Annotated in this window: 16 protein-coding genes; 14 read left to right on the top strand and 2 right to left on the bottom strand. The window is 40.4% G+C overall.

What is annotated here, in order from left to right; translation table 11 throughout:
* Positions 1 to 66: 66 nt before the first annotated feature.
* Positions 67 to 1,608 carry an FAD-dependent oxidoreductase gene (locus AC50X8_RS08220; RefSeq protein ID WP_494879274.1) on the bottom strand — a complete coding sequence of 514 codons (1,542 nt, stop codon included), beginning with the start codon at positions 1,606 to 1,608 and terminating at the stop codon, positions 67 to 69.
* A 240-nt stretch (positions 1,609 to 1,848) separates the two neighbouring features.
* Here AC50X8_RS08220 and AC50X8_RS08215 point away from each other — a divergent pair, with 240 nt between their 5' ends.
* The 4 genes from AC50X8_RS08215 (at position 1,849) to AC50X8_RS08200 (ending at position 7,169) form a co-directional block, all read left to right on the top strand.
* The gene (locus tag AC50X8_RS08215) at positions 1,849 to 2,037 is read left to right on the top strand and encodes a hypothetical protein (RefSeq protein WP_155973416.1); all 189 of its coding nucleotides are present in this window, start codon (positions 1,849 to 1,851) and stop codon (positions 2,035 to 2,037) included.
* A gap of 233 nt (positions 2,038 to 2,270) precedes the next feature.
* Positions 2,271 to 2,846: a riboflavin biosynthesis intermediates N-glycosidase gene (gene ybiA / locus AC50X8_RS08210; protein ID WP_494879273.1), complete on the top strand. Its 576-nt coding sequence runs from the start codon at positions 2,271 to 2,273 to the stop codon at positions 2,844 to 2,846.
* 280 nt (positions 2,847 to 3,126) lie between these two features.
* Positions 3,127 to 3,855 carry an HD-GYP domain-containing protein gene (locus AC50X8_RS08205; RefSeq protein ID WP_494879272.1) on the top strand — a complete coding sequence of 243 codons (729 nt, stop codon included), beginning with the start codon at positions 3,127 to 3,129 and terminating at the stop codon, positions 3,853 to 3,855.
* Positions 3,856 to 4,379: 524 nt separating this feature from the next.
* Complete coding sequence (locus AC50X8_RS08200; RefSeq protein ID WP_494879271.1) at positions 4,380 to 7,169, top strand: family 78 glycoside hydrolase catalytic domain; 2,790 nt, start codon at positions 4,380 to 4,382, stop codon at positions 7,167 to 7,169.
* A 53-nt stretch (positions 7,170 to 7,222) separates the two neighbouring features.
* Here the strand turns inward: AC50X8_RS08200 and AC50X8_RS08195 are convergent, their stop codons facing one another.
* On the bottom strand, positions 7,223 to 8,470 hold the full coding sequence (locus AC50X8_RS08195; protein WP_494879270.1) for a helix-turn-helix domain-containing protein: 1,248 nt from the start codon (positions 8,468 to 8,470) through the stop codon (positions 7,223 to 7,225).
* A 174-nt stretch (positions 8,471 to 8,644) separates the two neighbouring features.
* Between AC50X8_RS08195 and AC50X8_RS08190 the strand changes: the two genes are divergently transcribed.
* The 10 genes from AC50X8_RS08190 (at position 8,645) to AC50X8_RS08145 (ending at position 21,936) form a co-directional block, all read left to right on the top strand.
* Positions 8,645 to 9,934, top strand: a complete 1,290-nt coding sequence (locus AC50X8_RS08190; RefSeq protein WP_494879269.1) for a glycoside hydrolase family 1 protein — start codon at positions 8,645 to 8,647, stop codon at positions 9,932 to 9,934.
* A gap of 26 nt (positions 9,935 to 9,960) precedes the next feature.
* The gene (locus AC50X8_RS08185) at positions 9,961 to 11,364 is read left to right on the top strand and encodes an MFS transporter (RefSeq protein ID WP_494879268.1); all 1,404 of its coding nucleotides are present in this window, start codon (positions 9,961 to 9,963) and stop codon (positions 11,362 to 11,364) included.
* Between the two features lie 306 nt (positions 11,365 to 11,670).
* Positions 11,671 to 12,963, top strand: coding sequence for a family 43 glycosylhydrolase (locus AC50X8_RS08180; RefSeq protein WP_494879267.1), 1,293 nt, complete (start codon positions 11,671 to 11,673; stop codon positions 12,961 to 12,963).
* A gap of 541 nt (positions 12,964 to 13,504) precedes the next feature.
* Positions 13,505 to 14,053, top strand: a complete 549-nt coding sequence (locus AC50X8_RS08175; protein ID WP_494879266.1) for a hypothetical protein — start codon at positions 13,505 to 13,507, stop codon at positions 14,051 to 14,053.
* A gap of 430 nt (positions 14,054 to 14,483) precedes the next feature.
* The gene (locus AC50X8_RS08170) at positions 14,484 to 14,741 is read left to right on the top strand and encodes a hypothetical protein (protein WP_494879265.1); all 258 of its coding nucleotides are present in this window, start codon (positions 14,484 to 14,486) and stop codon (positions 14,739 to 14,741) included.
* A complete protein-coding gene (locus tag AC50X8_RS08165; protein WP_494879264.1) occupies positions 14,738 to 16,039 on the top strand; it encodes a D-alanyl-D-alanine carboxypeptidase family protein in 1,302 nt (433 codons plus the stop codon). Before AC50X8_RS08170 ends, AC50X8_RS08165 begins: the two co-directional genes overlap by 4 nt.
* A gap of 609 nt (positions 16,040 to 16,648) precedes the next feature.
* Positions 16,649 to 17,323 carry a TnsA endonuclease N-terminal domain-containing protein gene (locus AC50X8_RS08160; protein WP_494879263.1) on the top strand — a complete coding sequence of 225 codons (675 nt, stop codon included), beginning with the start codon at positions 16,649 to 16,651 and terminating at the stop codon, positions 17,321 to 17,323.
* A complete protein-coding gene (locus tag AC50X8_RS08155; RefSeq protein ID WP_494879262.1) occupies positions 17,301 to 19,271 on the top strand; it encodes a TnsB C-terminal domain-containing protein in 1,971 nt (656 codons plus the stop codon). The genes AC50X8_RS08160 and AC50X8_RS08155 overlap by 23 nt, the downstream gene beginning before the upstream one ends.
* A 14-nt stretch (positions 19,272 to 19,285) precedes the next feature.
* Positions 19,286 to 20,287 carry an ATP-binding protein gene (locus tag AC50X8_RS08150; RefSeq protein WP_494879261.1) on the top strand — a complete coding sequence of 334 codons (1,002 nt, stop codon included), beginning with the start codon at positions 19,286 to 19,288 and terminating at the stop codon, positions 20,285 to 20,287.
* Positions 20,288 to 20,346: 59 nt separating this feature from the next.
* The gene (locus AC50X8_RS08145; protein WP_494879260.1) at positions 20,347 to 21,936 is read left to right on the top strand and encodes a hypothetical protein; all 1,590 of its coding nucleotides are present in this window, start codon (positions 20,347 to 20,349) and stop codon (positions 21,934 to 21,936) included.
* The last annotated feature ends 420 nt before the right edge of the window (positions 21,937 to 22,356 follow it).

Genomic DNA, 22,356 nt, shown 5'->3' with positions numbered 1-22,356 from the left:
ATAAGAGAAACAACCCGCTGGGCAGTAAAATCTGCTCCAGCGGGTTTATCGGTGTCTATGGTGGATTTAACCGCTAACTTCAATCTTCTTAAGCGGCCTTTCTGCCGGACCTTCAAGTACTGTGCCTGTTATCGAGAAGCGGGATCCATGGCAAGGACAGTCCCATGTTCGCTCCCCGTCATTCCACTCCACTTCGCAGCCCATATGCGTGCAAGTCGTATCTACGACATGCAGTTTTCCTTCCGTATCGCGGTAAGCGCCTGCTCGGCGGCCATGCACGCTGACTACGGCACCTTCGTCCGAATTCAGCTCATGAGGCTTTCGATGCACCATTTCTACTTTACCGCTGACAAGATGTTTGGCCACGTCCAAATTGTCCACGACGAGATTCTTCAGCGTGCTGAGAGACAGGGAACGGGATGGCGCGAAAAGCTGGGTATACGGATTGTCGTGCTCCTGAACAAGGTCTCGTATGAGAAGAGCAGCTGCGGTGCCTGTTGTCATTCCCCATTTTTTGAAGCCGGAAGCGATGAAGATATTCGGATTGTTCTCCGTAATACGGCCTATATAAGGCAATTTGTCTCCAGTCACTAAATCTTGCGCTGACCAGCGATAAGAAATGCTTTCCGTTCCGAAATTCTCTGCTGCAAACCGCTGCAGCGTTTCATAATGGTTGATCGTACAAATACCTTGTCCCGTTTTATGGTTCTGACCGCCAATAATCAAGAGCGGGGAGCCGTCCAGGTCCGTAGCACTGCGGATGGAACGTTTTGGCTCCTCCGCGCTAAGATACATGCCGCCTGGATAGTTAACCTTACTTTTTACGGCAAGGGCATAGGAACGCTCCGCATGCATTCTGGCGAAAAAAAAGCCATATCCGTCAAAGAAGGGAAAGTGGGAGCAGATGACGACGCGATCGCAAGTGATTTGGTAGCCATTAGCTGTTGAGACAACGGGGTGTTGATCCTGTTGAATATCTGTTGCCGTCGAATGTTCGTAGATCCGGCCACCAGCCTCGACGAACTTGCCGGCAAGCGCGCTCAAATATTGCAAAGGATGGAATTGTGCCTGCTTCTTCATGACGACGGCTGCTATTGCCGGAATGTTCGTCAAAGGAATATGGTCAACATAGTATCCGGTTATACCGAGCCTTTCATAAGCAGCCATTTCGTCTTGAAGCTTCGACAGGTAAGAATCTGTATTTGTATACACGTAGGCATCCTGCTCGGTGAAGCCGCATTCAATCCCATGTTCATTGACCGTATCTCGAATAAATTGAAGCGCGTCTGCATTGGCTTTGTAATAGAGTTCTGCTTTCTCATAACCCTGTTGTTTAATCAGCGCATCGTAGATAATGTCATGCTGAGCGGTTATTTTAGCAGTTGTATGACCGGTTGTCCCACTGAAGAGAGTGCTGGCCTCCAATAGAACGACTCGCAACCCTGCTTTCGCGAGCAAGTATCCTGTCGTTATTCCTGAAATGCCCCCTCCAACCACGACAACATCGGTTTCGATATTCTCCTCCAGCTTAGGGTAGGAAGGAAGACTCTCCGCCGATTTCATCCAAAACGGCTCTGGGTATGTAGGTAGTGCTGGGATATTTGCCATCGTATGTTCCCTCCAAAAATAAAATCCTTTCTTCTTCTTATTCCCTATAGAAGGAAAACTATTCTATTCACATCGCTAGCGTATAATTGGAAAATGTACCGCAATTTTTTATTATTTGGTTATTTGTTGATTCTCGAGGGGATGGTTAACAAGGGAAGGAGCGGAATTCAGGTATATTCGTACGTATATCGAATGGAGAGCAAATTATAATGGATAAGAAAAAATTGGATTTAGCAGCCCTTGCCAGCATCCAGAATATTCGGAGGGGTTTTTGCTTGCCATTCCGTTATTCGCGATATGCTCGACATCGTTCGCGGAAGAACATCGGCAAGAAAAAACAGTCATGAAATGGTTCACGGTCATCGGAATGGCGCTTCCGAGTATGAAACAGGAACGGTGGCTCTACTTCTTATTCGCTATCAAGCCTAAGAAGAACGAATATTATTAAAAGGCTGGTATACGGAAATCGTTTCACAGTCTTTTTTAAGTCTATCGTATTTTGCCTATCAACCTATCATGTGGTACGCTATTCCTAAAATGGATAAAGGTGATTCAGTGACATTTAACTTTTAGAGAATCCGCAGCTCTATTACCAATAGGCTTGAATCAGGGCTTATGAAGTTAATCGATCTCGAATTACTTGTTTAAAGTGAGGAGATTTTATGTACTATTCACTAAAAGAATTGCAAGTTGCTTATGAGTCTGGAGCGAAGTTAAAGTTTCTATTTTTCTGGGGCCATACATCAATGAAAGATGGCACCATAAGTGCCAGCTGTTTAAGCCAGTGGTGGGAAAGCTCATTTAGAGTGGAAGGGGAGCTATACAGCTGCGCCGAGCAGTATATGATGGCTGAAAAGGCACGGCTTTTTTATGACAACGAAATGCTTGAGGCAATAATGATGGCAAAGCACCCGAAAGAAATGAAGAGTTACGGTCGTGCAGTTAAAGGTTTTGATGCAGACATTTGGGAAATTCGTTGTTATGATATCGTACTTCAAGGAAACCTAGCCAAGTTCGGACAAAACCCCGAACTTTTGAATTTTATAAAGGCAAGTAAAAACCGGATTTTTGTAGAAGCTAGTCCAGTGGATCGGATTTGGGGAATTGGACTTTCAAAAGACCATCCTCACGTAAATAATCCTTTGTTTTGGAAAGGTAAGAATTTGCTGGGCTTCGCATTAACCGAGGTTCGTGATCGTTTGAATAACGAAGATTTACAAGGTAGAGTTACGTCTTAGAATCTTGCCTCCGGCGGCTATTTATTTTATGTGAAAAATTGAATTTTAAAAAACGTTAATCTTATTATTAAGGTTAACGTTTTTTTTATGAAAGAAAGGCTCGAGGAGAGGCTGCCACGTCAGGTTGTTCTTGAAACAATTTTAAATTAAAGCTAAAATATAGCCTAATAAATACCGAATTCGGGAGAAGGCTGTTACACCACATTTTTGATGCAGGAGGAACGCTGCTCATAACAAAAGGAGCTGTTCTTGACGAGTTCCACCTGATAAAATGCTGCCCTTGATCAAGGAAGTTACGAAGCGCCATAATCTATTCCAGCTTCTCAATGATTTGAAAGAGCATGGCGATTATCGTTACAAACAAACGATCGGAACCTCGGTCATCGCCACAGCGCTGGGCAAACGCCTCCAGCTTGACGATGCGGAGCTGGACATGCTGATTGTCGCTGCAAGCTTATACGATATCGGGTCGTTGCAGCTTCCGTCTTATTTAGTGAACAAGACGTCGCAGCTTGACATCCATGAGAGAGAGATCATGATGCAGCATACTTATCTCGACTATGAGCTGCTCAAGCAATCCGGCGTCGACGAAAGAATTGCATTGGTCGCCCTTCAGCATCATGAACGAGAGGTTGGAAGCGGTTACCCGCACGGACTTCGAGGAGATCAGATAGACCAGTTAAGCAAAATCGTCGCATTGGCAGACGTTTATGTGGCGATGATATCTGACCGTCCCTATCGGCCAGCTGCTGCTTTCTTTGAAGTGATGGTGGTAATACATCGTCAAATTATTGAGAAGCGGTTCGATTCGGTCATTGGAATGACGTTTCTGGATTCCCTGCTGGCCATTCAAGTCGGTTGCGAGGTTAGGTTGTCGGATGATAGCATAGGAAGAATCGTCCTTACCAACGTCAACTATCCAGCAAGGCCGTTTGTTGCACTCCCAGACAATACCTTCATTGATTTAAATCAAAATCCAGACCTTTCAATCAAGGAGGTTCTCGGTTGAGGGGATATGGGACATATAAATAGAATGTGAATTTTGAATTATACCGTTCAAGAGGGTGTCTCAAAAGCCATAGGCTTTAGAGGCACCTTCTTTTGGTTTGAGTGATCAAGAGAGACAGTGTGAAAAGTAACAAACCAAAGCACAGCAAAATCGACATTGGTTGAAAAATGAATTTGAGAAGTTTCAATAACTATTCTCTGGCTTCTTAAATTATTGGCAATATTCTCGAACACATTACCGGTCAGACTTCCAGCTGCTCAGCATTTGTAATATACGACAAACGGAAGATCGGGGGAGGGGATCATTCCAGAAAGCTGGAGCATCACATGTTTTACATTTAACGTCAGAGTCATTCATTTTAAAGTGCTCGCCTTCTGACTTTTTTGCGATCCGATACCTGATTACAAAAATGAATCCCAATGTACAATAACAATCGAACTGTTTTTATTATCCTAAGAGAGTCACCACGATCCTTTACGATTAGTAGAAGCATACAGCGGGGTGAACTTGAGGGGGGATTATACGTGCTTGAAGTCGGATCATTGCGAACGGAATATTTGGAAAATCCTTTGGGTCTGGATGCTACCCTGCCACGATTAGGTTGGAAGCTGTACAGTTCCGGGACGAACGTTATGCAAACGGCATACCATATACAGGCATCCGGAACGAAAGATTTTAAAGATTTGCTTTGGGATACAGGCAAGATAGAGTCTGACCAGTCTCAAGCCATCTTGTATGCGGGTCCGTCGTTGAAAACGCTGCAACGCGTTTATTGGAGGGTTAAGGTTTGGGGCAATCACGATGAAGTGTCATTATTTAGTGAATACGCTTTCTTCGAAATGGGGCTGCTGCATACCAGTGACTGGCATGCCTTCTGGATAGAACCGGAAAAGGAAGTGCAAATTGATGTATATAAACCTGCCCCTTATATTCGCAAGGAATTCACTGTAAGGAAGGGCCTTGCCCAGGCCAGAGCTTGTTTTACGGCCAAAGGAATATATCACTTTTATTTGAACGGAATGGAAGGAACGGACCATCTGTTTACTCCTGGATTTACGTCATATCATGACCGTTTGCAATATCAAGTCTATGACGTGACTCATTTTTTGCAAGAAGGATTTAATGCGCTTGGCATTGTTCTCGGTGACGGCTGGTGGAGAGGGTCTACTGGTGGTGCAAATCTGAAGAACAATTTCGGGTATAAGCTGGCCTTTTTGGGGCAATTGATGCTGCAATATGAGGATGGGACCATAGAGTGGGTTTGCAGTGACGGCTCATTCAAGACTTCATACGGACCATTGCTGAAATCGGACATGAAGGCAGGAGATCTCTATGATGCCAGAATAGACATTGAAGGCTGGAATCAACCCGGATATGATGATTCTGCCTGGGAGCAAGTACAGGTCGTCCAAGAAGGACTGTCTGGCTTGATTGCTACCCGTAGCGTGCCAGTAAGGCAAAAAGAAACCTTTTCTCCAAAGGTAATGCACACACCGAATGGAGAGACTGTACTCGACTTTGGACAAAACATCGCAGGCTGGGTGAACATGACCGTTCGGGGGGAGGCTGGTACTGAAGTAGTATTCATTCATGGAGAAACGCTGGATAAAGAGGGGAATTTCACGTTGCAGAACTTGGCGCATCACGGGCCATTGGAGGATTTCCAGGAAATTCGTTACATTTTGAAGGGAGAGGACAGTGAACATTACCGGCCACGCTTCTCGATTTTTGGTTTTCGTTACGTACTAGTCAAAAAGCATCCAGGTGAGGTAAAAGCAGAAGATTTTACGGCCGTGGCCATCTATTCGGATATGGAGGAAACAGGGGATTTCACGTGCTCCAATCCCTTAATCAACCAACTAGTATCTAACTCACGCTGGAGCCAAAAGAGCAATTTCATGGAAGTGCCGACAGATTGCCCGACTCGGGAGAGAGCAGGGTGGACGGGGGATGCGCAAGTATTTTGCAAAACGGCAACGAATTTCATGAACGTACAATCGTTCTATGAAAAATGGATGGCTGATCTTGCGGCCGAACAATTCTCGAACGGATCCGTGGGTAGTACGGTTCCTACGGTGATTGGTTACCACAACAAAGAGGAATGGGAGAGGTTCTCCAAACAGAATAAAGATCCCATGATGGCCATACGCAGACCAGAACCGGGAACGGCAAGCATGCTCGATGGTTCTTCCGGTTGGGGAGATGCCGCCGTTATTATTCCATGGACCTTGTATTTGTGTTACGGAGATAAAAACATTCTTGAGAGGCAGTTTGATTCGGCTAAAGCATGGGTAGATTACATGACCATCAGCGCCAAGAAAGCCAATGAACGGTTTCAAGATTCTCCCTCCTACCAGAATTATACCGATGGTGAGCTGGATGCGGATTATATTTGGGATACTGCATTCCACTGGGGGGAGTGGCTTGAGACCGATTCCGATTTCAATGATCTGGTAGCGGCGATGAGTAAATCCCAAGGCTGCCATCCGGATGTTGCGACAGCTTATTTGGCATATTCCACACGCCTCTTGGCAGAAATGGCTTCTGTACTTGGAAAGACGGAGCTAGTGGAGGAATACAACCTTCGATATGAAAAGATTAGAAAGGTCTACAACACTTACTTTATTAAAGACAACGGGACCATTTTGGACAATCGACAAGCTCCCAATGTCCGGACTCTGGCATTTGGGTTGGCAGACAAACAGAAAGAACAAGCGGTTGCGGATCGCCTTGCCGAGATGGTCGTCGAGCAGAACTATCATTTGAACACCGGATTTTTATCTACACCGTTTATCCTTCATGTTCTTGCGGATCATGGATATTCCGAAATCGCCTTCCGGCTGTTGGAGCAAACCTCCGATCCATCTTGGTTATATGCCGTAAGCCATGGTGCAACAACGATATGGGAAAGCTGGAGAGGAATCAAGCCGGATGGCGAGCGTACGGGTTCATTGAATCATTATTCTTATGGTGCGGTAAGTGACTTCTTATTTACTGGTATTGCAGGTATTCGTCCACTGTGGGAAACCCCAGGGTTCAAACATGTATTGATCAAGCCAATGGTTGGGGGAACGCTAACGCATGCATCGGCAACGTTTGAATCTCCTTATGGAATGATCAAATCCGGATGGCTGAAGTCGGAAAGTGATGTAACCTACGATTTCGGAATTCCTACCAATTCCAAGGCAACCGTTATACTTCCAGGCAAGCCAAAGAATATTGCGAGCTTGTCTAATGAATTTCCTGATGTCCGCTATGAAGACGGGCATATCATATTTACTGCAGGTAGTGGAGAATATACGATCGTGATATGATGCCCCTTTAAGGTTAAAACGAGCCCTGTCGATTGGGCTCGTTTTGCATTTGATCACCTTTTTTCGATCAAATGGTATTTTTCACGATATTGCTTAGGGGTAGCCCCCACGATCTTTTTAAATACTTTGGTTAGGTAGCTCTGATCATTAAAATGAAATAGCGAACCTAATTCGGATATCGAGATGGTGCTGTATGCCAATAATCGTTTGATTTCTTCGATCTTAGTCTGTTGAATGTATTCGCTTACGGAAATGCCAACCTCTTTTTTGAATAGAGCCGACAGATATTTGGGACTAATTCCAATTTCCATAGCTATGTCGTTGTGATGTATTTCTTCATAAATATGTTTATTAATGTACTCTTTGCAGCTCATGATTTTTTTGGAGTACTTATCATGTCTGGCTTGTTTCACCTTCTCAGCGAATGTATGCAGGACCTCGCGTGTCAAACTTCTGATTTCATCCAGTCGATCTAATTCCTCAAGTCGTTGTATAAACCTATCATGTAATGCGAAGGCGGTATCCTCGTTCAATCCCCCGTCCATTGAAGCCCTCGTTACCAAAGCAATCAGCGTGATCAGATGGTTTTTGTTAGATCGAAGATAGCTGGATTTGGACAAGACGGATGCGGATTCTTCTTCCTTAATAAAAGAAAGTTCATCGATATCCTCGACCCTGCCTTCTTTGATCATGAACAAAAGTTTCTTCTCGAACAATCGAGCCTGATTGTGATCCGAGGATTGCAAATACTGGGTAAACTCTAGATTCACAAATCCCTTTGCCTTCTCATAATCATCGAACTGAAAATCTTCGTATAAGACGGATTTGGGAGAAAGCAGCACCTTGTTGAACAAATGATAAATAAAAACGCTGATATGATTCAGCTTTTCATTGCTCAAAATCGGCAAGCATTCATAATAATGGGCGACTTGATCACGATAAAAAAAGGCATCCCTGTCATTGATAATTCCACTCAACACTTCCTTGGGAATGGGGTGGGAAAGAGTAGGGCCGGTAATTAGCGTGCCTTCAAATAGGTCCCCAATAAAATAGCTAATTAATATGAATTTTTCGGAGAAGACCGATTTCGTAATAACAGGATATAGGTATGTTCGGCTGGGGTTGAAATACAACGGGTTCAAATAACTTCCCGTGCGTTGTTCTATCAAAGGATTAATCGGTCGACCGCCCAAGTTGTCATAGATGACTTTCCCTTTCGGACTAATAAAGAAAACAGGCAATTCAAACGTATTAGAAACGAGATTGCACATTGCTTCAATGGTATTGCATGTAGTAGTCATTTAAAATCAACTCCCTGCTGAAGATTTCGTGCTGTATTCAGGACAATAATACTAAAAAACATACGAAATCACCATATCAAATCCATGGTGAATGCTACTATGGTCATAGCGTTAAGTCAGGGATTTGGAAACGCTTCCTTGAATAAATAATTCAATATGGAGAGGTAGAGAACGATGACAAAACCATTTAGGAGCGATTTTATGTTGGGTGCGGCTACAGCTGCGCATCAGGTGGAAGGAAACAATATCCATAGTGACTTCTGGGCGATGGAGCATATGCCGCATTCATTGTACAAGGAACCTTCTTTGCAGGCGGTAGACCACTATCATCGTTACCAAAAAGACATTCAATTGTTGGTGGAAGCGGGGTTGAATACGTACCGCTTTTCCATTGAATGGGCAAGAATTGAACCGGTTAAAGGACAGTTTGATGCAGATGAGATTGAACATTACAGGAAAGTCCTTGAATGCTGCCATCAAAATAAGGTTAATCCTGTCGTAACGTTGCATCATTTTTCGTCTCCCAAATGGCTGATTACCGAAGGGGGATGGGAGATTGAAACAACGATTGCACATTTCGAGAACTATTGCAGTCATGTCGTTTCAGAATTGGGGCATCTGATCCCTTACATTTGCACCATTAATGAAGCGAATATGGGGAAACAGATCACCAAAATCATGAAACGAATGACAGCCGAAGCAACATCTCAATCCGCTTCAACCGATTCTGCAGATGTGCAAGTTGGCTTAAATGTCGATATTCAAAGCAACATGGAGAAATACTTTGCCGGTTTAGGACAGGTGTTTGGCATTGATCCAAGAAAAGTTCAACCTTTTCTCTCCCCCCGAACAGAACAAGGCGAACAGATCATTATGAAATGTCATCAGGCAGCCAGAAATATAATCAAGGAGTTGAATCCGTCTATCAAGGTTGGTATAACGCTATCCTTGTACGATCATCAGGCATTACCTGGTGGAGAACATCTAGCAGAACAAGAACAGCATGAAGACTTTTTAAACTATTTGCCGTACTTACAAGGCGATGATTTCATCGGTGTTCAAAATTACTCCAGAAAGATTCATGGGCCGAATGGAGCGGTAAAGCCGCTACAAGTCGTGAAGTTAACCAAAATGGGATATGAAAACTATCCGGAAGCATTGGCTAACGTAGTGCAATTTGTAGCCAAACATTGGGATGGACCGATCATGATAACAGAGAATGGTCTATCAACGGATCAAGACAAAGAGCGCGTGGAATTCATCCAACAAGCCACAGCCGGCATACAGAAGTGTATCGAAGACGGCATTGATGTAATCGGGTACATGTATTGGTCTTTGTTGGACAATTTTGAGTGGCAACTCGGTTATGCGCAAACCTTTGGATTGATCGCTGTCGATCGGTCCACTCAAATCAGATATCCGAAAGAAAGTCTGTCGTTTCTTGGTTCGTTGAGAATTAAGTAAGCGTATACATTCAAGGGGGCATTATTATGGGAGCAGCCAACGTCACTCAGAATCAGCCAGTCACAAACATTCCGGAAGCAGATCGTAAACTTACATTCCGGGAGAAAGTGGCCGCCACGCTCGGAAATATGACGGGAACCATGCATAATCAAATCATTGCCACATTTTTGCTTTTCTTTTATACAGACATTCTCGAAATAAGTCCCGCATACGTGGCAGGTTTATTTCTGGTCGCCCGGATTATTGATGCCATTTTGGTTCCCGTTTTTGGTGTGTTTGTTGATAAAGGGAGTACGCCATGGGGAAAATACGTGCCGTATTTCGCGATTTTGGGAGTACCGATCGCCATTTTTGGATGGCTGACCTTTACTGACTTTGGGTTGGGGGCAAACGGAAACGTCATCTACGTTACGGCAACTTATCTGGTATATAGCATTTTGATTTCGATAAAGTATGCGCCCAGCAACGCCGTAGGTCCTGCAATTACCAAAAGAATCGATGACAGGATCTCCATGGGGCAGATCGGCTATATCGCCATTATGCTTGGTGCATTGTTCGCATCGCTGGCCTTTCAACCACTCTATAAAGCATTGGGAAACGGCAATGATGTCTTGGGCTTCTCTTTGATCATGGGCTTGGTTGGGATCGTGGGCATATTGGTATCCATTTTCCAAGTTGTGTCCTTGAAAGAAAGATACATCAATCCAAATAACAGCCAAAAGATATCGCTGAAAGAAATGATATCAGCTGTGTTTACCAACAAGTCGGCCGTTGTTCTGTACATCTACGTGCTGGCTTTGAACTTGTCCAATGGGATCCGAACGGCGATCATGATTCATTACTTCAAATATTTCTTTAATAACGAAGGGCTTTTGGTCATATACGGTGCGGTAAGCATACTGCCGACTTTTCTCGGTGTCATGGTTAGTGGCCCTATTACAAGACGATTTGGAATTAAAATCAATGTGCTTACCGCTTCCGTCGTAAACGTGATCTGCATGCTTGCGGTTATGGTCATTCCTGATACCAATACAGGTATCATCATCTTTATGGCCTTGAATGCAATAACGGCCTTTTTCCTGGGCGCGTCGACCCCGGCACAAGGTTCAATGATGCCTGCTGCCATGGATTATACGGAATGGAAGACTGGAAAAAATGTAAATGGGTTGATGGGTTCCATCCAAGGTTTTGTGCAAACGTTGGCTATGGCCTTGGCAGGGTCTATTGCCGCTTGGGCATTACATGTTGTGGGATATGTACCCGGAGTTGAACAAAGCAGTGAGACCATTTTTGGATTAAAATTGCTGATGGGAGTGCTGCCAGCATTTGCTCTTTTATTTACCGCGTCTATTATATGGTTTGATATTTCAGAAGAGAAACAGAAGCAAATTACGAAAGAGCTCGCAGAACGCAGACAACAAAACAGCTAACCCTTTCATATCAAAATCATTTTGTCCAGAAGGGCATAGTATTGTTAGAAGAATCGGACAGTATCAGGTTCTCTCAAAAATAGTCTCGAGGCATGTTGCGGGTAATGCAGGCGAAACCAAAATAGAAATGACGGTATTATTATTTCTGTTTTGCTTTCGCCCTTTTTTAAGCCATAAAATTAAAAGGTGAGTCAAAAAATGAAAAAATATAGTATCCCCTCGTATGAATTCGGCACTTAGAAACCAATGCATCGCAGTGTAAAACCCTCTTAGGGATCAAAGATGGACAATAGGAGGTATCAGCTTATGAAAACACAGGCTTTCAATCCTTATTTGCCAAGTTATGAGTATATTCCGGATGCAGAACCATATGTATTTGGAGACCGAATTTATATTTATGGCAGCCATGACCGATTCAATGGAGAGAATTACTGCTTGAACGATTATGTATGCTGGTCGGCTCACTTGGATGACCTTGGAAATTGGAATCACGAAGGCACGATTTACAAGCCGACCCAAGATCCTTTGAATACCGATGGCACACAACAAGGATTTGCCCCTGATATGCAACAGGGCAATGATGGAAGATATTATCTATACTACGCTTTGAACCGATCTCCAGTTATATCGGTGGCTGTTTGTAATACGCCTGCGGGAAAATACGAATTTTATGGACATGTTCGTTACTCTGATGGCACTGTTTTTGGACGAAAGTTCGGCGACGTTTTTAATTTTGACCCTGGTGTGTTGATGGACGATGATGGAAGGGTGTATCTTTATACGGGATTCTCTCCAAAACCAGGATACCTGAGAGAAATGCTGGAACAGAGTGGACTTATGATCGATGGTGCTTATTGTGTAGAACTGGAACCGGACATGCTCACGCTAAAAAGCTCACCCATTGTGGCCGTTCCTGGTGCATGCACGGCCAAAGCGACCAGTTTCGAAGAGCACGCATTTTACGAAGCTAGTAGCCCACGTAAAATAGGAAATAAATATTATATAATATATTCCTCTGAAAAAAGTCATGAGCTATGTTATGCCGTCAGCGATAGGCCTGATAGCGGATATGCATTTGGAGGTACCATTGTGAGCAATGGCGATGTGTGTAAACATTCTGCGGGGAAAGCGTTAAACTATACCGGAAATACACATGGTGGTATTGTACAAATCAATGGAAAATGGTACGTATTTTATCATAGACAAACGAATGGACACCATTTTTCACGGCAGGGTTGTGCCGAAAGGATTGAGATACTGACGGACGGTAGCATACCACAGGTGGAAATGACCAGTTGCGGCCTTAATGAAGGGCCGTTGACTGGGACAGGGGAATATGAGGCGCGCATAGCAAGCAATCTATCTGGACCTGAAGGAACCTATGAATACGGTAAAGAAAAAGACACTACCGGCAACCATCCTTACTTTACTCAAAGCGGAACGGATAGAGAAGAGGAGAGCAATCAGTATATTGCCAACATACGAGATGGTGCATGGGCAGGATACAAATATTTTGTATTCCGGAGTGAAAAAGCAATTACTGTGCGGGTACGTGGAACAGCAAGTGGGATTTTTAAAGTATCTACGATGGTACTTTAGGATAGAATAAAAACAAAAAGAACTTACTAGAGGCGCTTGTTTAAGAGTGCCTCTTCTTCATATAGAAAATTACTTTCTTTTCAATATCCTAGTTCCTTGGTTTTTGAATGTGGAAATACTAATGCCGTAAATTTTCTTAAAGTGGCTGTAAAATCTGAATGTTGAAAAATAGGGAGATACGGGCCAATTTTAACAAGTGGAGAACGGATCGAACAATCTTTAAGGAACAATGTTCTTGTCCTCAGACAAAGTTATACAAACAGTTGTGGGACAAGGGATTCGGTCGATTTATATCCATATGTATAAAATACTATATATAGACACCAGTAAACATTAGTACGCCGTACGTGTCTGATGAAATAAAGTTCTATACTGGTACGGTGGCGTTAAGCTCTAACGGAAAACGATAGCTCCATATACACCTACGAAGAAGCTGCTGGCATTATCGGCAGCTTTATCACGTTAATGGGAACGCAACAATTTCCAAATATTTACGTCTAAATGGTGAAAGAAATTATGCTGATAAGGAAGGCGATCGTGTATGAACTACTCTAATCAAATGCTAGGTGCTATGGTAATACTCATGACAATTACTATGTTGATGTTGTTAGCTGGCTGCAATAACAATAATGTACCTACTGAAACTATGCCCTCCAATACTGATTCGAGTTCAACACCGACTTCAACGTCACTTGAAACACCTTCTAATTCACCAGGTCCTACACCAAGTCCGACACAAAACGGAGAAACTAAAACTTTTAATCATGGCGGACTTAAACTTGAGGTAACAAATGTCTACGAAGTTCGAACCGAAAGCATGAACGATGACGGAGGTAATCCAAGGGAATACAGTGTTTTTGTCTGTTATCCCGGTGCAAGTGTTACGGTATTAACCGCCGATATGAGTGATAGTCATTTCTCTGCGGATGGAAAGTCTCATGCAAATTGGGGTGTTCTCTTGGCGTCTGGTGGACGGAATGATATCGTGGATGACATGAATTCATTTGAAGTTACGCCTGATATACTCGGCATTTATAACCTCGAATCGAGCATGTATGTATTGAAATTAGAGATGTACGAAAATGACTGAAAGACCTAACGAATGGCATTGTTTTTAGGTCCATGGAGAAAGGGCCTACAACCGAGAGAAAGTGGGAGCAATTTGTTTATGGTGATCATCCGCTTCCGCGACAATACGCAAGATCATATGAGAAGCCTAATGTTAGGAAGAAGGCAAGGAATAAACTGATGCCAACATGGATTGAAATTTTTACATGAAGATTGCTTTTTCCAAAAAATCTCGAATGGTATTCGTTCATAATGGGTTATCCCTCCAACGTTTTCCAACGGTCATTCAAACACAGTAAAGCAAGTTTCATTGCTTCACTTAAATCCATCATAAAAAACAAATCCTGAAGAACGAGGTAAGTAATTTCTAAAGAATTTCTTAAGACTAGAAAAAAATTAAGGTTGACATTAAATCATTCAGTTCTATAATTTTCATATATCGCAAAATACCGATGTGGAAAGATGAGATAATCTTAAACAAGCTTGAAGTGTCGCATGGAAACATTATACTTGATCTTCATGTTCCCCCGACAGCCCTGCTTGGCTCAGGTAGAGAGCAGTTCGCCATTGAAGCGCTAAAACATACATTTTTTCAATTTGGTGAGGTGAGTTCTATTGAACTTTTGGTTGATGGAGAACATAAAGAAAGCTTAATGGGACACATCGATTTGGAACGTCCAATGATCAGAAATGAGGATAGAGAACATTGATTTTTAGAATATTCAAACCATTAATCACAGTAATCGTCGTTTGTTTACTGGCAATATATGTGTTACCGCTCTCAGTTTCAGCCACGAACCAAGGAACACTTAACTCATCGGGGATGTCTGACATACCGACTGTGGAATCATTGCATCTTAATGTTAAATCCGCCATTCTCATTGAACAAACTACAGGAGATGTTCTATTGTCCATCAATGCCGATCAGGGCTTTGCGCCAGCAAGTATGGTCAAAATGATGACAGAGTACATTGTTGCCAAAAAAGTTAGAACAGGAGAACTATCCTGGGATGACATCGTTACAGTCAGCGATCATGCATCTAAAAGCATAGGTACCCGTGCATTTCTTGCAGAAGGAGATCAGCATACGGTAAAAGAACTGTACACCGCAATGGCAGTGGGATCCGCGAATGATGCTGCGATTGCTCTTTCTGAGCATGTATCGGGCACAGAACAGAACTTTGTAACACTTATGAATGAGGAAGCCAAACGCATGGAACTGACTAAAACCCATTTTATTAATGCTACCGGACTGAGCCGCGCCGACATGCCAGAAGGCTTTCGCCCTGATGAAATGGGAGAAACGCTGATGTCAGCAAAAGACGTGGCCACATTGGCGAAAAACCTTATTCAAGATGAACCAGATTATGCTGATGTCACATCCATTCCATTTTACAAGATGCGTAAGTCCGATAAAGATCCAATTGTCAATTCAAACCGGATGCTAGAGACTAACAAAGCTATTCCGAGTTATGCTTATGAGGGCTTGGATGGGCTCAAGACAGGATATACCAAAAGCGCAGGCTATTGCTTTACCGGAACTGCAGAGCGCAATGGTATGCGTTTAATCAGTGTTGTCATGGGGACTCCATCGATGGGGAGCCGCTTCGAAGAGACGGCAAAGGTATTAGACTATGGATTCAATCACTTTACAATGAATCAAGTAATTCCTGCTGGGAGTTTAGTCACTGGGATGGAAACATCTCCTGTCAAGGGCGGGAAAGAAAAAAATGTTCAGATAGTAACAAAAGATGATGTTTATTTTATTCTCCCGAAATCAGATGTATCTACACAACCTATTGCTACAGTCAATTTAGTTCCAGGTGGGCTCGCTGCCCCTGTGGTAGCTGGTACAAAAGCTGGAACGGCTACATTTACTTACGTAGTCAAAGGGCAAAGCGTCGTACAATTAAGAACTGTTGATTTAATCACTGAGCGAACAGTGGAGAAAGAAAACTGGTTTATGTTACTTCTTCGGTCAATTGGTGGTTTCTTTAGTGCGGATTAGCAGTGTCAAGATGCTTTGAAAGATTATGAATTGGAGAACGAATAAGATCTTTTAATTTGAACGGAATGATAAACAAAAAAGAAATATACAGCAGAACGATTTCGAGTGGAGACTGATCCCGATACTTGATCAGTTGAATATAAGAAGTCTTCCTAAGTCACTCCATGATTGAAACCATTTTCGAGCAGGAAATAAGCTGCCAAGTTTGAAGAGGGGTTTAAACTCGTCTTCTTTCATAAGTTGTCTCTTACAACCGATGGAATACAGGTAACCACTCCTGATTTTCCATCGGTTGTTCTATTTTTTGTGATGAAATTTTTTGCAGTAAAAAGTTTTTTTTAGAATGAAGATTTTTTCTTCGAGTAAAAGGGATGTAAGGTTGACCGCTTTTTCTTGTCCTCCGACAGAACGTTACGGATGGACGGTGAAGCAAATATGGTTGCATTAAAGTCCTTGAATACCAAGGGCTTTTTTTGTTTGCAACCTATTTTGCTTCACGGAAAAATGAAACAAAACAGGTTGCAAAAGCTACAATTGAACCGAAATAGATTGCATAATTAACAGCAAGGATGTAAACTGTTTCCATAAAATACTTTTTGAGGAGTGCCTATGCATTATGAACCGCTTGATATTACTAAAGCCGATAGGCTTAGACGTGGAGATTGGGATGGGGTAAGTGTAAAGCTTAAAAGAGATATTTGTCTATTAGGTGATTTAGAATATGATCATTGGATATATATTGAGACTGATCCAACCGTTATTGATTTTTGTGAAAGACCAATAAAAATAGAAGGACACATCAATGGGAAGAAAGTTGAAACCGTTTTTAGTATGTGGGTGAAAAAAATAAACGGTGAAGAAACTTTTATGAGAGTACGATATTCGAATTCTTATCACTCAATAAAAAAAACAGATAAAGAATCAAAAAAAGAACAATTAGAAAAGAAATGGTGCGAAACAAATGGGTACAATTATAAGATAGTTACTGAAATGGAAATCAGAAAAAATCATCAAGAATTGTCAAACAAAAAGCTATTGTTATCTTTTTTAAAGAACAGGCCTTTAGCTATTGAAACAGATAAACATTTAATTCTTAAATTAATTAGAGTAAGAATGAATATTAATGATATTCAAAGTCACTTTGCATCTAGCATTCCAGCTTCAAGAGTAACAGAAGCTATTTCTTGGTTGATTTATTCTGGAGAGCTTAAGAGCAATATTGATGAAGTTTCCTTTGGTTCTAAAATGGAGGTGTGGAGAAATGGTGCATCGAAGAATAATTGAAAACGAAGAGTATATCGACTATATTGATACCACTTTATGGCCAATCGTTCTAACAGATAATCTTACTGAAAAAAACAAATTAATTTATGAAAAACGAAAACTTGCAATAGATATGTATATGAGAAATGAAACCAATAATGAAATAGAGAATAAAACAGGGATACATAGAAATCATCTTAGAAAATTTATAAAAAGATGTCTTGAATTTGATGATGATGGTTTTATTTGGGGTTTCAGGGCGCTGATTCCTCATAAACACACAAAAACATATAGAAGTACTTCGTTACCTAATAATAATTCCCACGATGATTCTCTCCCTAATATGAATGGTGCATTTCAAGCCCTATTAGAGAAGTATCCTGAACTCAAAACATTAATTGAAAGTCTTTACTTTAAGCAAAGCTCAAGATCGGCATCTGACCCTATAATGAGGGGAAAAGATATCCATAAGAAATTTATTAAAAAATGTGCATCTTTAGGTATAAAATCACCTAATGAGTACCCTTTTAATACAATTGAATTAGCAAGGAGAAGTCTATATGGATATCTAAAGAAATTAGACACTCTGCATTTTGAAAAATCAGCTCAAAGAAATGGTGAGGATGCCTATTTACTTGCTACCACTACAGGATTAGAAAATAAGGTGCATAAGATAGTTCGTCCTTTTGAGCAAGTCCAATTTGACGCTCATCGGTTAGACGTAATTATAACATTAGTTTTATATACGCCTGAAGGTGATGAAATAGTAACAATAATTGATAGAATCTGGGTGCTGGCAATCATGGATGTCGGTTCGCACGCAGTTTTAGGTCATTATGTAAGTTACAACAAAGAGTACACAGCTAGCGATGTCCTCAAATGCATAAGAAACTGCATTACACCATGGAAACCTCGTAAATTTACTATTCCTGGGTTGAAATACCCGGATAATGGAGGATTCCCTTCGGGTATTATTCCGAAAGCGCAATGGGCGTTATGGAATGAACTATTATATGATCAAGCAAAAGCAAATTTAGCCCATATAGTTAAGCAACGATTAAAACAGACAGTTAAATGCACTGTAAACTCCGGTAGGATAAAATCGCCTGTAAAAAGGGGGCTGCTTGAGAGGTTTTTTGGACTTTTAGAGCAGAACGGTATTCAGCGATTACCAATGACTACAGGAAGTAATCCAAGAGACCCAAAAAGAAGAGACCCTGAGAAACAAGCTATTAAATATAAAGTTTCTGCTGAGCATATTGAAGAACTACTAGAAGTGTTATTGGCAGAGTATAACGGAACACGTAACGAGGGAGTTAATTTTGCTACACCTATCGAAGCAATGCGAAGTAGACTAGAACGTTTTGAGGTGAATCATATGCCCGAAGAACAAAGAAGTGAAATTAATTTTTTATCTCTTAAGGCGACTAGAGAGGTCCAGGGAGACATAAAAAATGGAAGGCGCCCTTATATTCAATATGAAAACGCAAGATATACAAATGATATTTTAGCCCGCTCCCCAGGTTTAATAGGTAAGAACCTCGATTTAATAGTTAATATTGATGATCTTAGAATAGTTGAGGCGTTTTTGCCTGATGGTTCAGGACTTGGGAAATTACGAGCGAAGGGAAGATGGGGACTTACTCCACATAATTTACAGGTAAGAAAAGAAATATTTCGATTGAAAAATCTAAAACTATTAGAATTTACTTCATCTGAAGATCCAATTGAAATTTACCAAAGATTTTTAAAATCATCTATAAAATCTAATAAAACCAACAGAAATAAGTATTTAGAGTTAACTAGGAATAAGGATGATATTAGCACTATCGAAGAAGAAAAGCACTTAAGCACAAATTCAAATATTGAAGATGTTATAGAACTTTCAAATGTACAAAAAGCTAGACAAATAAGTTCAAATACTCCCGGGCCAGCCACTACTAAAATTCGCAAAACAATTATATTTTAAAGGAAGTGTATTGATTGTATAAGCTAATTTTAGACTCTAATGAAGAAACTAATAACTTGAATATGCGTCCCAATATTGTGCGTGGTTCCCATCCCATAGATACAGGAAGATATCTTCTTTCAACAAATGAGATATCAGGTTTATACGCGAAACTAAAAATATGTATTGAAAATCGATTTCCTGGTGCCATAATACATGGCAGACCAAGATTAGGAAAATCGAGAGCAATTAAATACTTAATGAATATTCTTCCTTCAGAGTTTGGTAATTTGCCAATGTATGTACTTCTCTGCCGGGAGCATACAAAACCGAATGAAGATGTTTTTTTTACAGAGATACTTAGAGATATTGGACATAGTTTGGCTACATCAGGTAAAGCTATTGTGAAAAGAGAGAGACTTCTTAAATATCTAGTACAACAGGCTTATAGTGTTGGTTTAAATCGTATTATTTTCTTTATCGATGATGCACAAAGATTGCATGGTATGCATTACCAATGGTTAATGGATATATGTAATGAGCTTGACAGTTCAGGTATTAGTTTAACTGTTTTTCTTGTTGGCCAGGATGAGCTGATTGACCAACGTTCTGCTTTTTTTGAAGAAGGAAGACAGCAAATTATAGGAAGATTTATGGTCCACTGCCATCAATTTTTTGGTGTTAGGTCAATAAATGATTTAAAGGAATGTTTAATAAGTTATGATGAAGAAGCTTTTTTTCCTAGTGATAGCGGCTTTTCTTTCACAAAATATTTCTTCCCTAACAATAACGATTTTTCACTATCTCAATCTGCTGAAGAGTTATATAAAATATTTTCTGAACTACGAATTAAAGCTGGAATACGAACAGAATTTGATATTCCAATGCAATATATAACTTTGACAATTGAATACGCATTAAGAAAGTTTGGTATTGATGGAGAAAATCTTAGTCTAATAACAAAAGAAAAATGGCAAGAAGCAATTTTAAGTTCAGGTTACATTGAAGCAGAATCTTCTTTGTATTATAAAAATTAAATCTATGATTTTCAAATATACGAGTATTGCGAGATAAAAGTAAGAGAGAAGGATAAATAATGATTTATAAAGAATCATATCAAAATGCTGACCTAAATCGCACAATAACATGGGACGTAGATTGGATTTCAGATTATGAATCACCATGGTCTATTTTTGAAAAAATTAAATATTCAAATCTTGCAATTAAAAATGATTTATTTTACTTATTCGGGAACTCAAAAGTGCTTGCTCTAAAAAATATTAATGGAAAGAAACATCATAATCTATATACCTTAGCGGCATTTGAGAATAGCGCGTTTAAATCTATTATTGGGTTCGAATTAAAAAGGTATAACCATGATTTATTATCTGATATTTCTGAATTTTTAATCGATAATGACATTCAATTTGAATACAAGTACAGAAAAGATACTAACCTGACATATCGATATTTTCATACGGATCTTCATTTTTGCTTAACATGTATAAAATCGGGCTATCATAGTATTCTTCATCAATTTAAATTAATTCATCAATGCCCTTTTCATTTAACTGAATTATTTAGCGCTTGTCCAAATTGTGAAAAGCCGATACCCTATGAATTGTCTGATAGGTTTACAAATGGTCCTTTTATCTGTAATTGTGGATATTACTTTGTAGATTTTGATACAGGATTCAAAATAAATAAAGGAAAGATTAATATAGAGGAACTTCAAGATGTAGTCGTTCGTGAATGGCTTAGACTTGATACAACTGACAAAGAGAACTTAAGCAGGATACACCTCTATAATCAAACAGATATATCTAGTTCACCACAAATATTAAAATTACTGCTTTGTTCTTTAGAGAAATATAATATTATAGAAAATGATAATATACATATAATCAATAGTGGGTTGGTATATCATAGTACAGATTTAGTGAGCAACGATAAAAATGCTGTCTCGGTAAAAAGCGTTTTTGGATTGTCGTTTAAAAGAGAACCTAATCCCTTTAATAAAATTATCTTTGAGCTTTCAAATTCGTCTAATCTGGTATTGAATTCAGTATCAAAATATATTAAAAAGGATATGCTACATAAACATGAGACTTGCATAAAACGTTTTGGACAAGTCTTAAAAGAAAGTAAAGAAGATGATAAACCAATTTGTCCATTTGCCTATGCTTATATAATGTGGAAACAATATTTATGGGGAGTAGAACATTATTACGAAATTGATAGAAAGTTTTTTTACCGTGAAGGTACTGATTTTAATAAAATCTCATCATCTTATGATCATGCTTACATTTCAGATTTAATAAATAAATGGCTCAATCTCTTTCCCTTAAATGCAGGGTCTAATATTGTTCATTTAAAATGGATTATTGATAAAGCAACAGGGTATTTGGCCATGTATCACTTTAAATCTTGGTTAAAAGCAGCTTCAACAGAAGAATTCGATCAGAAACCACATGAGGTAATGAGGAATGTACCAGTTTTTGCTTTTATGCTTCCGAAAAATGCTGAAATGCCAATCAAATTCTTATGGATTTCTAATAATCAAAGTTTAGAATGGCCTCACATTTTAAAGAAAATTAAATGTCCTTATCCCACAGTCAGAATGCGGCGTATAAAACCAACCGAAATTTCTTATCATCCGATGAGATTAGCGATCAATAGTCCATGAGTCTAGTCGTATGATTCAATTAAAACTTGAGTATATCGGTGCAAGGCTTAATTCAAACCGTTGAATTTGAAACTGAATAAGGAACACATGTGTCCCCTTTGAAAAAGCTTTTTAAAGTTCACTTTATAGAAATTTCTCTTAAGCATAGACTTGACCTGGAGTCTATGGCGGGTCCGGTGCTCCCGCGATGGGCGAAGTGGCAAGGGTCTGTTTCGCGCTCAGGCAATCAACTTACCAGACCTGTCCCTCCACTTTAAGTCGCTTTAACGTACCTGTACACGATCTAATTAACATACGGTCAATTGCAGCAGAGTTTGCTTCCCCAATTTCGCACCCGAACCGTACATTTCCTTACATATCCATCGTAGCCAGATACAACATTTTCATCAACTGGATTAGACAAGCCATGGACCGTGTATG

The sequence above is a fragment of the Paenibacillus sp. JT22N15 genome (assembly GCF_059383755.1).
The sequence above is the reverse complement of the archived record's forward strand: the minus strand, read 5'-3'. Positions and strand labels throughout refer to the sequence as shown.

Coding starts and splice junctions, on each gene's coding strand:
- AC50X8_RS08185 (WP_494879268.1), top strand. CDS start 9,961: ATGGGAGCAGCCAACGTCACTCAGAATCAGCCAGTCACAAACATTCCG.
- AC50X8_RS08175 (WP_494879266.1), top strand. CDS start 13,505: ATGAACTACTCTAATCAAATGCTAGGTGCTATGGTAATACTCATGACA.
- AC50X8_RS08190 (WP_494879269.1), top strand. CDS start 8,645: ATGACAAAACCATTTAGGAGCGATTTTATGTTGGGTGCGGCTACAGCT.
- AC50X8_RS08220 (WP_494879274.1), bottom strand. CDS start 1,608: ATGGCAAATATCCCAGCACTACCTACATACCCAGAGCCGTTTTGGATG.
- ybiA (WP_494879273.1), top strand. CDS start 2,271: ATGTACTATTCACTAAAAGAATTGCAAGTTGCTTATGAGTCTGGAGCG.
- AC50X8_RS08160 (WP_494879263.1), top strand. CDS start 16,649: ATGCATTATGAACCGCTTGATATTACTAAAGCCGATAGGCTTAGACGT.
- AC50X8_RS08195 (WP_494879270.1), bottom strand. CDS start 8,470: ATGACTACTACATGCAATACCATTGAAGCAATGTGCAATCTCGTTTCT.
- AC50X8_RS08145 (WP_494879260.1), top strand. CDS start 20,347: ATGATTTATAAAGAATCATATCAAAATGCTGACCTAAATCGCACAATA.
- AC50X8_RS08155 (WP_494879262.1), top strand. CDS start 17,301: ATGGTGCATCGAAGAATAATTGAAAACGAAGAGTATATCGACTATATT.
- AC50X8_RS08170 (WP_494879265.1), top strand. CDS start 14,484: ATGTGGAAAGATGAGATAATCTTAAACAAGCTTGAAGTGTCGCATGGA.
- AC50X8_RS08180 (WP_494879267.1), top strand. CDS start 11,671: ATGAAAACACAGGCTTTCAATCCTTATTTGCCAAGTTATGAGTATATT.